The organism is Bacillus sp. 196mf (genome assembly GCF_003217275.1).
GTDB lineage: Bacteria > Bacillota > Bacilli > Bacillales > Bacillaceae_G > Bacillus_A > Bacillus_A thuringiensis_S.
In genome coordinates this window covers 52,249-68,829 of sequence record NZ_QJTG01000017.1, presented here as the reverse complement: position 1 = coordinate 68,829, position 16,581 = coordinate 52,249, and the positions used below count along the sequence as shown (strand labels likewise).

Genomic DNA, 16,581 nt, shown 5'->3' with positions numbered 1-16,581 from the left:
ACCTTCCTAATCTACTAATTGAGCCAATAATAAGTCTATTTCTTCTTCTGATAAATTATCTAAATTAATGATACTTTCCTCTTGTTTCAGTTCCGAAGGCATTACGCCTTCTGTTCCCAATGAAATCTCTTGAATTTTCTGCTTGATTATTTTAGCTAAACTTTCAACTGTACTAAATTCAAAAATGTCACGTAAAGAAATTTTTATGTTAAATTTTTCATTTAGGGCTATAACTAGTTGATAAGCTAATAGAGAATGACCACCTAGCTGAAAAAAACTTTGGTGTACATTTATACTACTCACTTCTAGTAGATTGCACCATATGTGATAAATTTGTTTCTCAATCTCATCCATTGGTTGTGTGATAGGATTTTTCGTTCTATAACTCTCAAAAGTACTCAAGAGATTTTGAATATCAATTTTGCCATTTGGTGTAGTTGGAAAATCTTCTAAATATATAATATGAGATGGTATCATATATTTAGGTAGTCTCTCATACATGAAAGTATCTAAATCTAAAATTTCTTTCAGGTTGTTTGATATAACAAATGCAATAATATTCATTTTATCCTTAGTGGTAACTATAACTGTATCTTTTACCTGTGAATGCATATTTATTATTGATTGAATTTCCCCAAGTTCAATTCGATGTCCTCTTACTTTGACCTGTCTATCAGATCTACCTACGTAGACAATATTTCCATCACTTAAATATTTTCCTACATCTCCCGTTTTATATATCTTAGATTTAGATGAATCATCAAAAGGATTTGGAATAAAGCGTTCCTTATTTAAAATTGGACGATTGTAATAACCTGTTGATAGTCCCTCTCCAGATATATAAATGTCTCCAGAAACCCCAATCGGAACAGGGTGGAGATCTTTATCCAAAATATATATCTTTACATTATCAATTGGTCGTCCGATAGGAATATATTTTTGATTTCCATTCTTTGAGCAAATAAAATAAGTTGAGTCTATACATGCCTCCGTTGGACCATATAGATTAATTAAGTCTATGTTAAAACCCTTAAAAAATTGTTCTGCAAGATTTGGAGTTAATTCTTCTCCACCACAAAATACTCTCTTTAAACTTATACATTCTAAAAATTTTGGCTCTAATAAAAGCATCTGTAACAATGTAGGTACTACCTGAAGAATTGTGACTTTTTCTTGTTGAATAATACCTGCTAAGTACTCTGGGTCTATATGCTTTCCTTGTTCTGCCAATAGTAGCGTTGCACCAGTTAATAGCGGAGCAAGAAACTCCCATACAGACGCATCAAAACTCAATGGAGTTTTTTGTATTACGATATCATTTGATGTGATAGGGAATGTATCCTGCATCCACATCATGTGATTATATATTGCTCTATGGGGAACCTTTACCCCTTTTGGTTCCCCTGTTGAACCTGATGTATAAATAATATACGCTGTATCTTCTTCATTAATTTCAATCTGGAGGGGCAACTCGTCATATGTTGAAATTAAATCCCAATTCTCATCTATACATACAATGTGCTTGTGAAAATCTGTTAAGTTCTTTTTATATTTACTACTCGTAATTAATACATCACACTCAGAATCCTCAATCATAAATTTACATCTATCTATAGGATAAGAACTATCTATAGGTAGATATGCTGCTCCAACCTTAAGAATCCCTAAGATACTTACAACGGTATCTATTGATTTATCAAAATATATAGCAACTATTTTATCAGATGACAAACCAAGAGATTTTAAGTATTTTGAAATCTGATTAGCCTTTTTATGTAACTCTTTAAAAGAAAGTTCTTCATTCTTATATCTTACAGCAACTTTATCAGGATTTTCTGTAACCTGCTTATCCAATAAGCCATTCAGCAATTTAGGTTGTGGGAAATCCTTGTGTGTATCATTCCATTTGTTTAAGAGTTGATCTTGTTCACCTATAGAAACATTACAGATATCAGAAATTTTTCCATTTGGATTAGAAAGGAGTTTTTCCAATATATCTTTAAAGTTGTTTATCATTCTTTGAATAGTTTCTGGTAGAAATAAGTGAGTATTGTACTCCCACTTACAAAGGTAAGATTCATTTCTTTCTTCTACAATTAAATTCAAATCAAATTTTGCAGTGCCATTATCAACATCTTGTATTATAACTTCTGTATCCGGTATGTTAAGTACTGGTTGATCGAAATTTTGTAACACAAATGCCGCTTGGAAAATAGGGTTATAACTTGCATCCCTATTAGGAGCTAACTCTTTTACTAATGCTGAAAAAGGTAAATCTTGATGTTTGTATGCTTCCAATACCGTTGATTGAACTTTCTGTAAAATTGTTTCGCACGTTAAATCAGTTGTAAAAACAGTACGAATTACAATATTGTTTACAAAATATCCTATTAGTGATTCGAAATTATAATTTGTTCGACCAGTCACCTGTGTTCCAATTACGATATCTGTTTGCTTACTGTATATACTTAATAATAATTTGTAAGCAGACATTAAAACGATATAAGGGGTAATGTTTCTTTCCTTAGAAAAAATATTAATTTTCTTTGATAGCTCTGTATCCATAAGCCACGTTGTATATTTTCCAATGAATTCTTGCATAGCTGGTCTTGGAAAATCAGTGGGTAGCTCTAAGTATGTGTTTGCTCCATTCAGCTTATCCTTCCAATAATTGAGTTGCTGGTTGATAGCTTGACTATTCAATAAATCTCTTTGCCATACAGAAAAATCTTTATACTGCGTCTGCAACAGAGGCGTGTCTGGTACCTTATTCATAATAATATCGAGGTAGTATTGCGAAACTTCATTGTAAAAAATCCCCAAAGACCATCCATCGAATGCTATATGATGTGCGACTAAAAGTAGCATATACTCTTGTAATTCAGTTCTCACTAATGTAACTCGTAGTAATGGTAGAGAAGATAAATTAAAAATGTAACGAGATTCCTTTAATAACAATTTGTCACATTCTTGTTTTCGGTCTATAAGAAGGGTGCTTAAATCTATATAATTTATCTTCAATTTATGATTAGGAATACTCTTTTGTAAAGGTGTATAACCACTAGTATCGTAATAAGTTCTTAAAATCTCATGACGTTGAATTACTAAGTTAATGCTCTTTTCTAGCACTTCAATATCAATTCTCCCTCGAAGTTTGTAAGCGGAAACTACATTATACGCTGGGTTTTCAAACTGCATTTCATCCATTAATAACATTTGTTCCTGTGCAACTGAAAGAGGTGATTCTTTATCAGCTATGGTTGATATTGCAGTGTCTTTGATATCTTCAGAATTAGATGTATGTATTTTTTCTAATAAACCAGATACAGTAGGGTTTTCAAAAAAGTCATACATTGATAGATTCACATTATACCGTTTATTAATCTTAGATAAAATTCGCATTACCTTGAGAGAGTGTCCACCTAAGTAAAAAAAATTATCACAAGGATTTACGGTGTTCACTTGTAATACTTCTTTCCATATGGAACAGATCTCATTCTCAGTTGCAGTATTCCTTTTTATATCATCAACAGAGTTGTTATTACTTAATTTAACTGAATATGGATTAGGTAATGCCTCTTTATCTACCTTTCCATTTTTATTTAATGGAAACTCATTTACTTGTACAAATAGAGATGGAATCATAAATTTAGGAAGAATCTGTTCTAAAAATCCTCTTATTTTTACTGAATTGATTTCTTCATTAGAAGTGAAATAAGCCACTAAGTTTTTCTCCCCAAATCCATCATAACAGACCTTTACTAGACATTTATTAATAGATTCATACCTACTGAGGGCTAGATGAACTTCATCTAATTCAATTCTAAATCCTCTAATTTTAACTTGATTATCAACTCGGCCAATGAATACGATATTTCCATCCTCAAGGAGTTTTACTAAATCCCCCGTCTTATATAGATTTGAATCATTATCCGTATTGTATATGCTTTTTACAAAACTCTCCTTATTTTTCTGTGGCAAATTTAAATATCCTCGGGCTAAGCCATCCCCACCTACATACAGTTCTCCAGGTACCCCTATTGGAACTGGTAGACCATTCTTATCTAAAATTAATACTGTTGTATTTGAAATAGGCTTACCAATAGGAATGCTTCTTACACTAGTATCTAAATTATTTACTTTATAGGTACATGTAAATGTTGTATTTTCAGTTGGACCATAACCATTTAAAAAATGAATTGTAGGGAAAGTATTAATTACTTTTCTTACGTGGTTAACAGATAAAACATCCCCACCTGCTAATAATTTTTTTACTTTATTTAAAATCTGTAGATTTTCATCAACAATTTGATGGAAAAGTCCAGCTGTAAGCCATAAAATAGATACTTCATGGTAATCAAGAACATCTGCAAGTTCATTCAAAGATAAATAATTAGAAGGGATGATTAATTTTGCTCCATTTAATAGGCATCCCCAGATTTCAAATGTAGCAGCATCAAAAGAAATAGATGAAAGTTGTAAAAATACATCTGTTTCGCTAATATCAATAAATGTGTTGTTTATAGTTAATCTAACTATTCCTTTATGAGGAATACAGACTCCCTTAGGTTTACCAGTGGAGCCAGAAGTATAGTTAATATATGCTAGATTTTCCGAATGACAACTTGTAATTGGATTACTAGTATTATAATTTGATAATTCGCATTGTATATGTTCCACATTAATATTCTTGGTATTATCTAAGAGAATATTATGTTCTTGTAACTTTGTGGACGTTTCTTCTGTTGTAAGTATTGCATGCATTTTTGTATCTTCAATAATATGTGAAATTCTATTTGCTGGATATTCCGGATCTATTGGAACATAAACTCCCCCAGCTTTAATGATCGCTAGAATTCCTATTATAAGTTCCGAAGATTTTGGTATACATAAACCAATGAAATCCTCTTCTTTTATACTTAATTCTTCCTTTAAATAATGAGCCAATTGGTTCACTCTTTGATTTAACTCTTTATATGTCAATGTTTTCTTTGGACATACAACTGCTATATTATTTGGAGTAGCTTTTACTTGTTGCTCAAATAATTCGCCAATACAGCTGGTATCTGGATAAGAAGTTCTAGTATCACTTAATTTAAGAAAAATTTCATGCTTCTCTTCCTCAGTCAAATAATCTATAAAGTTAATGTCCTGATAGGGATTATCTACTATACAACATATAATTTTAATAACGTGATTGAAAAAACTTTCAAGTGCTTTTCTGTCAAATAGGATATCTATATAGTTAACATTTAAAATAATATCTTTATCTTGAGGGCATACAGAAATTAATATCCCTTTATAATCTCTAAAAACTTTATCTTCTTCGAGTATAGAGTTATCGGTAACTACAAAAGGGGAATTTCTAACTGCAGAAGCACTAATCTTATGTGTTGTGCTTCTCTGTAGTTGATTTAGTGCATTTATAAAATTTCTATTTTCATCAAAGTTAATATCGACCTTAGAGAGAACCCTATTATTAATTAGAGGAATATTAATTATTTTTTTATTACAGTACCTATAAACTACCGTAGCTAAAGCGACTAACAAGGTTTCATGTGATGAAATATTAAGCTGTTTAGTAATATTAGAATTTAATATTGCATTGCTTATTTTTATTACTAATGTTTTTCTTCTAATTTCGCAAGATTGTAATACATCATACTCCTTTTGTATGGGTAACTTAAAAAGCATCTCTGAGTCTAAATCATTTATTATTTTATTTTTCATGTTGTCACCACCAATATTTAATCTAATAAATCGTAAAAGTTAATGTAGTTTATTTTTTTTGAAAATTCTTCATCCATTGAGGATACAGCTAGCTTATATCCTTTATCAAACTCATATAGTTTCTGGGACCATACAAGATTACCTAAATTACATACACTAATATTTGTGCTATCAATCATTTTAATTGTACTAGGAGGAATAATATTTAAAGATAGACCTATTCCAATCATTTTAAAAAATGATTCTTTTATAGCCCATGCTGCATAGAATAATTCAATCTGTCTTTCAATACTTTCCCTATAGAATCTTCTTAATTCCCCGTTCAAAAAAACAAAATTAGCCAAATCCGTTATATCTATATTTTTTACTTCTTCGATATCTATTCCGACCTTAGCACAATCTGATATAGCTAGGGCTATCCATTTTCCTGAATGAGAAATATTAAAGTCTCCTTTCCAATTCTCAATGTCCTCAATTAAACAGGGCCTTCCATATGGATTTCGATATAAAGAAAACAAACCCTTTTCTACATTTAATTTCCTGCATATTATATAACGCGTTAGTAAATAAGCACTTAAGGATCTAAGTTTATCCTCTTTTTTTTGCATTCTGTTTATTCTTTTCTTTTCTGATATGGGTATCTGCTCTAGATATGTATTAATTTGATTTTCAGTATAAATCAAAGGGATTTCAACTAAATAAACATTAATCATAAATGTTCTCTCCATTTAACTCGATGAAGTTTACAAATCAAGTGTGTTTTTGTAATTTTTTTGTGAATTTTTTGTAAATAAAAAACTTCAAAATTATGTTAACACATAGCCAATAACTAGTAAATATAAAAAAAAATGGTTGACAGAAAAAAAAGATATTTGCTATCATTTTTAATTGTCAGAACATTTTCTTTGTTTTTGATATTGTTGAATAGTTATTTTAGAAAACTTTTAAATTATTTAGAAGATACAGGGGGCATAAGAATGTCTAATGTTACATTACCTGGTACAACAGGTGTAAGAAATAGGATTTTGGGTCATGCTAGTAGATTAGAATATAGCTGGAAGAGGGGAGAAGTATCTACTAGCGCTCCAGTTTGTATTGAAATTCATCCAACTAATCGGTGTAATTTAAAATGTGTTTTTTGCTCATATAATGATATCAGACAGGGTGAATATTTACCGGTACCAGCTTTTAGAGATCTAGTAACAGACTTAATAAACTGCACTCCTACAGTAAAATCAGTTATTTTATCAGGTGGTGGTGAACCGTCTGTACATCCTTATTTTTCAGAAGCTGTTCACAGGCTAGTTGATGCTGGGATTGAAGTAGGGGTCATTACCAATGGTGTATTATTAACTGAAAAAATTAAACAGGCGTATTTGAAATGTTCTTGGATAAGAATTTCCATTGATGTTCCTTGGGAAGAGACATATGTAAGACTTATGAGTCCACATAAACCAGAAAATTTCAAACAAGTTATCAAAAATTGTAAAATTTTGTCAGATGAGAGAAGGAGACTAAATCAAGATTGGCCTACAATTGGTTTGGCATACATAATGACTAAGGATTCCCAATCAGATGAAGCTTTCTTTAAGTGTATAGACATAGGTGTAGAGTCTAAAGCAGATTACATAATGTATCGTGCCTTATTAGACTTAGAATCAGAGCAGATCACACGTCCCCTATCAGAACTGAGGGAACTACTCCCAAAATTAGAAAAATACGCTAATAATGTTGGGATGCCTCATCAGTTTGAACATTTCCTTAATGAATTTAACCAAAACTCTCAAAAGCATGTTCCGACGCACCTTAAAGAATGTCCGATTGTACAAGATGGAATTTATGCTTATGTAGCTGCTACTGGTGATGTAGTTCCTTGCTATGCAATCTATAAGGAACTTATGGACGATGAATGGAAATATGGGAATATTAAGGATATGAGTTTTAATGAGATTTGGAATAGCAAACTCAGGGAAGAAGTAATAAAAAGAATTAATGCTAGTGCCTGTCCATTTTGTCACTTCCAAGTTCAAAATAAGATCCTATCTGAAATTGATGAAAAGTATGCAGTGAATGTAGAAAAGGAAATTCAGATGGAAGACATTCATTGGAAGTTTCTCTAATGTGAGTATCTTAGTCATTAAATAAAGGTAATTCTTAAAAAGAATTACCTTTAACTAAACTCATTTACTAATTTGAGGTTCTCTGTCTAATATAGAGATAAATTCACTGGGATAACTTTCGGAGAAATCAAAGTATTTCTTTAAAATATTTATAATTCTTTTTGAAGCTTTACCATCTCCAAAAGGATTCTCAGAGTTCTTCATACTGTTATATAAAGAATTATCAGTTAATAAACGATTAGTAAGAGAATATATGTTTTCTTCTTCGGTTCCTGCTAATACAACAACGTTAGCTTCAACAGCTTCTGGTCTTTCAGTGGTATCTCGCAGTAGTATAAGCGGTTTACCAAAAACAGCAGTCTCTTCTTGAAGGCCACCAGAATCACTCATTATTAGATGAGTACGACCTAAAAGGTTAATCATATCTGGATAACCCAAAGGTTCAATTAATTTGATACGTTCATGGCCTTTTAAAATAGGGTAGGCAATGTCTCTTACTGTTGGACTTTTATGAATTGGATAAATTAAAGTAACATCTTGGTGTTCATCTACTATCCTCTTCATAGCACTAAATATTTGTTTCATAGGTAAACCATAATTTTCACGACGATGTACAGTAGCCGTTATTATTTTATTTGCAGCAAAATCTATCTGGTTCAATGTAGAATTTTCAAATACATGTTCATCTTTATATGTATCAAGAGCGGCGTCTACCGATGTTTGACCAGTAACAAAAATCTGTTCATTTAGATATCCTTCTTTTGATAGGTTGTCTTTACTCATAGAAGTAGGTGCAAAAAGTAAATCACTGATAGAATCAGCAATACGTCTATTCATTTCTTCGGGCCAAGGAGAATATTTGTTGTAAGTTCTCAATCCAGCTTCAACGTGCCCTGTAGGGATTTTATGGAAATAAGCGGCTAATGATCCGCAAAGTGCAGCTTGGGTATCACCATGAACAAGAACCATGTCAGGTTTCTTATCTTCTATAACTTCACCTAATTTAATTAAGGATTCAGATGTAATATAGGTCAATGTTTGTCTTTCACGCATTATGTTCAGATCAATATCAGGCTTTAAATTAAAAGCATCTAATGCTTGATACAACTGTTCTTGATGTTGCCCTGTTAGCACTAATAATGTTTCAAATTCTTCATTGTGTCTATTCAATTCTTGAATAACTGTACACATTTTAGTTGCTTCTGGACGTGTCCCTATTACAACCATTATTTTCTTTTTATTCATAATTTCTCCTTCTTTCTTTAAGATGGGAATAAAATGCCTATAAAATATAGAACTATATAAAAATATAAATTATTCTTTTTCCAAAAGTCAACATTTTTTAAAGAATGTATCTAATTTAAAATTATTAAAATATTCAAAATACTTAACTCTATGTATAGTTATAAAAATATTTATATAAAGGAAAGGGAGAATAGATGATGATTGAGTTAATTAAACCAGTTATGTTTAGTAATATCAGGGAAGTAGAGGAGTGGATTGATATTAATTTCAATTCCATAAGCACTAGTAATTTAGAAAAAACAAAAAAACTTTTAGAACCTGTATGTACCAATGAGCAATTGATTATTCTGTTGAAATCTCTTCTTAATGATCAAGAAAAACTAGCAGAAATAGCTAGTAAATCGTATACTCATGCTAATGGATTTGACAAAATTGTTTTAATTGAAAATTATGAGGTCGGATATAGACTTCGTCTGCACATTTGGCGGCCAGACCATGTATTGTTTCATGCGGAACACGTACATAACCATCCTTGGGACTTTAGCTCTAAGGTTTTAACAGGTGCTCTTACGTTTAAAACATATAAGCTTAATGAACTATTTGGGGAGGAGCTGTATCATTACAGAACATTACCTTTACCCTCAGGAGAGGTCGGACATCAATTAAAAGATTTGGGGAGAGAGAATTTAAACTGGGTATTTGATGCTACCATTGAAGCAGGGTCCTTCTATACTCTATCAAAGGAGGTTATACATAGAGTAATTAAAGAAAGTGATCGACTCACTTCTACAATTATGCTACAAACCCCAATTGAAGGCATCGTTTCTGATTTGTTTACTGAAGAGCCTTATAAAGATGAAAAAGAGTTTGTTCATAAGTTTTATGATGTTAACACTCTTGTTAATTTACTGCATGTAATGATAGATGAATTATCTAAAAATACAAAGTGAATTTTCAATTTTCAGGATGGCATATTTTAACAAAATTAGCAAACTGTTATCTTTTTAGATTTAGTTTCATTTGCTATTTAAACGATTTCATCACAGTCCCTCATCAAGATTAACTTGAATTTACATGCATAGATTGTCATCATTAGTTTAGTAGGAACGAGTGAGCTTCAGCAGAATAATAAAGCTCACTCGTTTCTTAATTTCAAAATTATCGAAAATTGTAATGTTATGTTTATAAATTATAAACTAAAGATTTTAAATTTTCCTTCTTCGATAAATCCTTTATAAGATTGGACTTCTCTGCAAGGTCGAATAATACACTATTTTCTCTTAAGAAAATCCCCCCTGTATAAAGACCATATTTAGGATCCTGTTGAATAACTTCTGTATAATCATTGTTAATTTGATATGAATTATTTGTATCCAACGTATCCCAGAATAAGTTATCTTCCTTAGAAAGATATTTATTACAAAGTCTTTTTAGTTGATCGTCATATTCTTCATCTCTCCAATGGATGATACTCTCTAAAATATAGGAATCAGTTAACTCCGTATATTGTTCAACACTCCACATGCTCTTACTATTACTCAGTATAGGAATCAGATAGTTAGGTATATGTTTCAATTGGTTAATTTTAAACAAGTTCGAAGCCTGCTTAAAGATCATCTTTAATAATACATCTTTTCCGATTACAAACTCACTAGCAAATCCTGTATTAAATAAATTTTTCTTTATCACAAATAGCTTTTCTATTTCATTAATAATTGTGGGAGAAATAATAACTTTATCTTGCTGAATCTTACTTCCTTTAATTATCTTATTAATATTTATATTCTCTAATTGTATTAATCCAGAATAAAATAAATCTCTGCTAAAGTAATCTAGTTTATCAGCTCCAAGATTAGAGAATAGAAGCCCTTGTATAACAGGAAATTTATTATCTTTGGATATAACAGAAATAATATCTTTTTGGATTCTTGGGTTTTTAAGAAAAACCTTTTTCATTTCAGTATGCTCCTGGATAATCCTTCCACTCCAAATTTCATGATTTAATCCAGTAATATTTTCAAAACAGTGTGAAAAGGGTCCGTGTCCTATATCGTGTAATAAAGCGGATAATAGCGCTAATCTTTTTTCATAATCTTCAATATTATATCCTTGTTGTTCTAGATTTTGTAACATCAGTTTCATGACATGATATACACCTAAAGAGTGAGAAAATCTATTGTGAATCGTACCAGGGAGTACAAAGTGCGTATTACCCTGCTGTTTTAAATTTTTTAATCTATGAAACACTTTAGTTTCTATAATTTCCAGAGCGTATTCATCATCTATGAAAATTTCTCCATGTATTTCGTCAACATACTTCATGTTTAATCCCCTTTTAGTAATTTTTTGCTTCATGTAATCTTTACTATCTGAACAATACTACAATTATACCAGTTAACGCATATAATATGGGTGTTTCTTTTATTAAATACTGAAGGAACATCCAAACAATCACTATTTTAGTATAAAGTTGAAGCATTGATAAACTTAAGGTTATATTCTCTTTATGACGTTATATATAATTATAAAGATAAATTGATGACATCTGTAATGTCCATAAAAAATTCGTCTATGCTGTATTGGTGAAAACCCTCAATAGGAACATATTGTAATGCTAATTTTGTTATGTAATTGGAGCATTTAATATAAGTTCCCATAATTAGATTTACCGCAAGAATGTCTTTTCTTCAAGAAATCTCGTATAACCTTTCCATTTTCTTTACGCCTAAGGCTTTTAAGGGGGGGGAGTTGCGGCTAGAACAATTTATCCGTTTTTCCCCATTTACATCACTCACTACAGCTAATTTTGTATGCATGGAACCTAATCCCATTTTGATACAGCTTATTGAAGCATAAAAGCTTCGTAAATCAACACATAAGATGATTCTATTCGATAGGATTGAATAGTCATATATCGCGATTCCTCCTAAAAATAAAAGAATATTTACTCTCACCACAAAAGTACGTTCTTTTATGAAGAGAAATTGTACTATATTAAAGAAGTTTATAATTCAGGGGGAGTTTACACAATTAATCGCTGCAACTAACTTTTGAATAAAGCATTGCTAATACTAAAAGGTAGAAGTGAAAAGTTGTTCTACCTTTTAGTATTTAATTAAAATAGGCTGTATCCTCTTATAAAGAATAGTTGATAATCATTTTGAATCCGAAAAATTTAACTTTTAGATAAAAAGTTTTTGTTTGATTTTGCATAATATAAAACCTCCCTTCTACACATGCATTTTACTCACTTTATCTTGAAATTCTAAGGGTATTTTTAAGGAAATTCAAAAAACATAACAAAAAGGAGCTCTTTAATATTAAAGAGTTCCTTTTTTGCTTGCTCTACAACATTTTTACGATAACATATAATAAAATCAACCTTTACTTAGACCAGAATTAACTAATATACCAAGCTCTATTTGAATCTCCTTCTGGTACATCGGCAGTTTTAACTAGTTTCTTATCATTTTTTAAATCAATAGCAATGCAATAAATCTTTGAATCATTTCGCTCTGCTTGTTCATTATCAATTTCAGTTACATTTAAACGATACGGCATACGCCCATTAGCGAACATGTTATTTAACAGAATATTCTATCTATACGTTTCTATCGCTTCAACTTTTTTTATTACTTTTCATGTGACTTAACTCATGAATTTGCATATCAATAACCCATAAATTTGTGGAATTGGACCAAGGTATTTTTGCCCATCAACGATTCGACAAGAAATATCGATTTACCGACAAAAATCGATATCCCTTCCTAAACCGTCATCTTCCAACTAGATAAAGCTAACCAGTTCTCCATTTCCTTATAATCAGGCATTATCTTCCCGACAAGACGCCAAAAAGAGCGATCATGATTTAAATGAACCATATGACACATTTCATGAACGACTACATAGTCAATTACTCGCTGTGGTGCCATCGCTAGCTTCCAATTGAACGTTAGTTGTAAATTCGAATCGCAAGTACCCCAAGTACGACTACTATCTGTAATACGAATAGAACGTGGTTTTGTCTTAAAGTTACTTTGATGCACTTTAATGCTCTTCTCTACTAAGGTTTTACACTGCTTATAATAAAATCGTTTTAAAGCTTGTTGTATTTTCTCATCCTTAAGCTCTTTCACATAAATATGTAACTTATCCCCTTCAAAAATCGCATTGTCTTGCTCAATGCTTACATCTTGGGAAATCTGTATCGGATACGTATTCCCTAAATACAAAAAGCCTTCTCCTTGATCGTAATCCTTTTCCTGTGGTCCACGCGCTCGCTCAGCCATCTCCTTACAGGTTGTCTGAATCCAATCCCACTTTTCCTCTAGCAACTGGACTAAGTATTCAACAGGTGTCCCTTTCGGAGCCTGCACTTCCACATTTCCATACGAATCCACAAAAAGACGCACGGACTTTTTCTTCTTATAAGTTATATGAAAATTAATTGTCTCGCCTAAATATGTATGTACCATTTCATCACCTAGCATAGTATTTTTACAAATAAAAAAGAGTAGGATACGAACGTCCTACTCTACCTATTATATCATTTACTGCTTTAACGAACTCATTATCCTCTATACTTTACACCTAATCCCTTAATGAAATTCCTTGCGTATCTATCGCCGCACTCTTTGTAATTTTTATGACCTTTTTTTCTTAATAGAGCGCCTAACTCTCCTTTTGTTACCGTAACGCCCACGCTATCTAATATATCAAGTACGTCCTCACTCGTTAAAGATAGTGCGATTTTCATTTTCTTTAGAAGAAGGTTATTGGCACTCTCCTTGCTCTGTACAGGTGCAGGCTGCCCTGGTTTCGGATCTTGCTTTCCTCTTTTTAAAGTAATAAATCCATTTAAAAATGCCTCTAACATCAGCATATCGCATGTTTTTACGTACTCATCTTCAGCTACCTCATCATTTTCAGCTTCATGCTGAGGAGCTCTCTTTATTTTTGTAAGCATATCAACTACGTCTTCTTTCGTTACTTCCATCCCGCCAAGTTTAAAGATTTCCACCATATCTATATCTTTTATATCTAAAGCGTATCTTACTCTTTTTAATATATCGTTGTTGCTCATTGCCATTGGGTTTCCTCCTGAAATGTTGATTATAGTAATGCTTTTAGCATGTGTAAATTAATGTCGTTAAGTTACTACTTTAACATTTTAGGAGGAGGTTTTGTAGTCTTAACCAAATTTATGATTATAGAGGCTATACTACAATCCAAGCAATAATTTGATTCTATAGAAGGGTTACAGTAACTTTTCGGTTCATTTTTTCTTAGTTCATTAGATCTACATTCTAGTTTATATTTGTTAACTATAAAAGCAGTGCTTTGATTCCTCAAATACACTGCTCGTCTCTTACATTGTTATATTTCTTCTATACAAACTAGAGTTTATGGGTTTCGATGAATTTTATCCATATAGGAGACTATTGCATATCATAAATTAGCCACTTTCCGTCAACTTTCTTCAAATCAATAGTAATATTGTCAGGATTAGGGCCGTATAAAGGTTTTGGAGAGATATCTATCGTAACTTTTAATTTTGCTCTATCTCCAACTTTTCTTTCTTCTATATTCAATATATCTATTGACGCATTTTTTGGAATTCCAATACGTTTTCCAGCTTCTACATCCCAAGGGAGACTCGGATGTATATACTCACCTGCTTTGTTTAAATCTCTTGATTCAAGAGCTTTAAAAAAGCCTTTTACTGTTTCTTGTGGACTATTATTTTGAATTAGAACGTTAACTAATATAACTATAAACACAATCCCAATTATCCACACGTACCAAGGAGATTTTTTTGCAATTCTTATTAATTTTATGTTTTTATCATTTCTATTTTGGGGCGTAATATCGTTATGGAATTCTCCATTATCAAATAGTTCTTCTGATTCATCCAAATTTATTCTCTCTGTACCACAACTAGTACAGTACTTATTTGTTTTCAATAATTTCTTATTACATGCTGTACAATTCATTATTTTATTTCTCCCTGCCCTATTATTAAAATCAAATCCCCAAAGTTTCACATATTAATTTTCTATTATTTTCAATTTTTTTGATGTAGTAGCATTAAAATTACCTGATGAATCCAATTCTGTATGATAAATGTACGTTTTGACTCTAAAATTTTTATGTGGAAACTTTTTATTTACAGCACTTACCACTAAATTGTTGATTTCATTTCCGATTTTCACAGCTTCTTCTACCGTAGACTTATTATCAACTCGAACTGTTATCGGAAAATCAGCTGTATAATACATATTTGGATTATCATACAGCGTTGCTTGAAATAAAAATGGGGCTAATCCGGTTTGTTCAATAAGTAAATCCTTCGTATCATAAACTTTTATATTTGCAATATTCTTTCCTACTTCCGATCCTGCCTCTGCATCAAAGGGTTCTAATTTCTCGTTAGCAACACTTGTTTCATTTCCTACCGCCTTACCCTTATAATTCATTTCAATAAATTTCACATTACCATCCCGGTCACAATCCAACCAAACAGTACCTTCTTTATTTTTGAAAGCCCCATCCACACTTACAGATATGCTACCGCCCCCAGTTCCTGAAAACTTCTCAATCTGCACACTTTCCGCATCATTTCCTCGAACATCATATTTTGCATACCCTTCCGCCTCAGTGCCTTCTGATTCAATTTTAGTACCTAACATAATATCAAGACCTAATAATTTGAAGGCATCCTTATACTTCAAATCTTTTGGCTCTAATAATTCAATCTTAATATGATTAATAATTTTCCCATCACTTTCAAATGTATATTTAGCATAATTATCTACATATAACCATCTAGTTTCCTCTTTTGTTCTTGGGGATGAAAGCGTTCTCTCTAAATCTTCAAGTCGATAAGTTTTTTTTAGGTACATTGCTATTCCACTTAAATTTGAAGTCGAAATATCATTGCTCTCATTCGTCATAATTTTCTTCTCATCTTGCTTAACATTTTGGCTTACTTCTTTTGTTGGTACTGATTCTGTTAATTTTTGACAACCCGATGTAATTAATCCTGCTGTAAGTAAAGCTATTAATACTTTCTTCATAATTTCCCTCCAATTAAAATAAAAAAATTCTGGTAGCTCCTATAAGAAAAAATCTTCAAATCAGAAGAAAATTCCACAGTACTCTAAAATTATTATCGAATATTTAAAAATAACTATTATTCAAAAGATCTTCATACCAATACTAAATAATTAACTTTATAAATTATGTCGAAAGAAGTCGAAAAACAATATTTTTATAATCGGAAATTCAGATTTATTTTTTCCTCTGTTAAATTAATTAATTTAAACATAAAATAGGACCTCCTTACATGCACTCTGCATGTAAGGAGGTCCTATTTAGATAAAAATCATACATTTTCTTAACTTGATGGCCATGCTCAAATAAAGAGATTTTTTATTTCTGTCTATTATTCAGATTACATTTCATACCTCGATAGAGCCTAATGTAC

11 protein-coding genes and 1 pseudogene are annotated in these 16,581 nt (G+C 31.3%); 2 read left to right on the top strand and 10 right to left on the bottom strand.

What is annotated here, in order from left to right; translation table 11 throughout:
* Positions 1–6: 6 nt before the first annotated feature.
* Together ATL10_RS21035 and ATL10_RS21030 are read right to left on the bottom strand one after the other, a co-directional pair.
* Positions 7–5,730 carry a non-ribosomal peptide synthetase gene (locus ATL10_RS21035; RefSeq protein ID WP_110497444.1) on the bottom strand — a complete coding sequence of 1,908 codons (5,724 nt, stop codon included), beginning with the start codon at positions 5,728–5,730 and terminating at the stop codon, positions 7–9.
* Positions 5,731–5,747: 17 nt separating this feature from the next.
* A complete protein-coding gene (locus ATL10_RS21030; protein WP_181419338.1) occupies positions 5,748–6,443 on the bottom strand; it encodes a 4'-phosphopantetheinyl transferase family protein in 696 nt (231 codons plus the stop codon).
* Between the two features lie 264 nt (positions 6,444–6,707).
* Between ATL10_RS21030 and ATL10_RS21025 the strand changes: the two genes are divergently transcribed.
* Positions 6,708–7,850 carry a radical SAM protein gene (locus tag ATL10_RS21025; protein ID WP_181419337.1) on the top strand — a complete coding sequence of 381 codons (1,143 nt, stop codon included), beginning with the start codon at positions 6,708–6,710 and terminating at the stop codon, positions 7,848–7,850.
* Between the two features lie 60 nt (positions 7,851–7,910).
* Here ATL10_RS21025 and wecB read toward each other — a convergent pair whose 3' ends face one another.
* Positions 7,911–9,095, bottom strand: a complete 1,185-nt coding sequence (wecB, locus tag ATL10_RS21020; protein WP_110497438.1) for a non-hydrolyzing UDP-N-acetylglucosamine 2-epimerase — start codon at positions 9,093–9,095, stop codon at positions 7,911–7,913.
* A gap of 197 nt (positions 9,096–9,292) precedes the next feature.
* On the opposite strand from wecB, the gene ATL10_RS21015 reads away from it, so the two are divergent.
* Positions 9,293–10,045 carry a hypothetical protein gene (locus tag ATL10_RS21015; protein ID WP_110497436.1) on the top strand — a complete coding sequence of 251 codons (753 nt, stop codon included), beginning with the start codon at positions 9,293–9,295 and terminating at the stop codon, positions 10,043–10,045.
* Between the two features lie 232 nt (positions 10,046–10,277).
* Here the strand turns inward: ATL10_RS21015 and ATL10_RS21010 are convergent, their stop codons facing one another.
* From ATL10_RS21010 to ATL10_RS20980, 7 genes and pseudogenes are all read right to left on the bottom strand, one after another.
* Entirely contained in the window at positions 10,278–11,417 is a 1,140-nt protein-coding gene (locus ATL10_RS21010; RefSeq protein WP_181419336.1) for an HD domain-containing protein, read from the bottom strand.
* A gap of 209 nt (positions 11,418–11,626) precedes the next feature.
* Positions 11,627–12,010: pseudogene (locus tag ATL10_RS21005) on the bottom strand (Y-family DNA polymerase); the annotation flags it as partial.
* 484 nt (positions 12,011–12,494) lie between these two features.
* A complete protein-coding gene (locus ATL10_RS21000; protein ID WP_258375783.1) occupies positions 12,495–12,674 on the bottom strand; it encodes a hypothetical protein in 180 nt (59 codons plus the stop codon).
* A gap of 188 nt (positions 12,675–12,862) precedes the next feature.
* Positions 12,863–13,570, bottom strand: coding sequence for a M48 family metallopeptidase (locus ATL10_RS20995; RefSeq protein WP_110497432.1), 708 nt, complete (start codon positions 13,568–13,570; stop codon positions 12,863–12,865).
* 95 nt (positions 13,571–13,665) lie between these two features.
* Positions 13,666–14,184: a YehS family protein gene (locus ATL10_RS20990; protein ID WP_110497430.1), complete on the bottom strand. Its 519-nt coding sequence runs from the start codon at positions 14,182–14,184 to the stop codon at positions 13,666–13,668.
* Positions 14,185–14,533: 349 nt separating this feature from the next.
* Positions 14,534–15,139, bottom strand: coding sequence for a zinc ribbon domain-containing protein (locus ATL10_RS20985; RefSeq protein ID WP_002195128.1), 606 nt, complete (start codon positions 15,137–15,139; stop codon positions 14,534–14,536).
* Between the two features lie 3 nt (positions 15,140–15,142).
* Complete coding sequence (locus tag ATL10_RS20980; RefSeq protein WP_110497429.1) at positions 15,143–16,171, bottom strand: hypothetical protein; 1,029 nt, start codon at positions 16,169–16,171, stop codon at positions 15,143–15,145.
* Between the last annotated feature and the right edge of the window lie 410 nt (positions 16,172–16,581).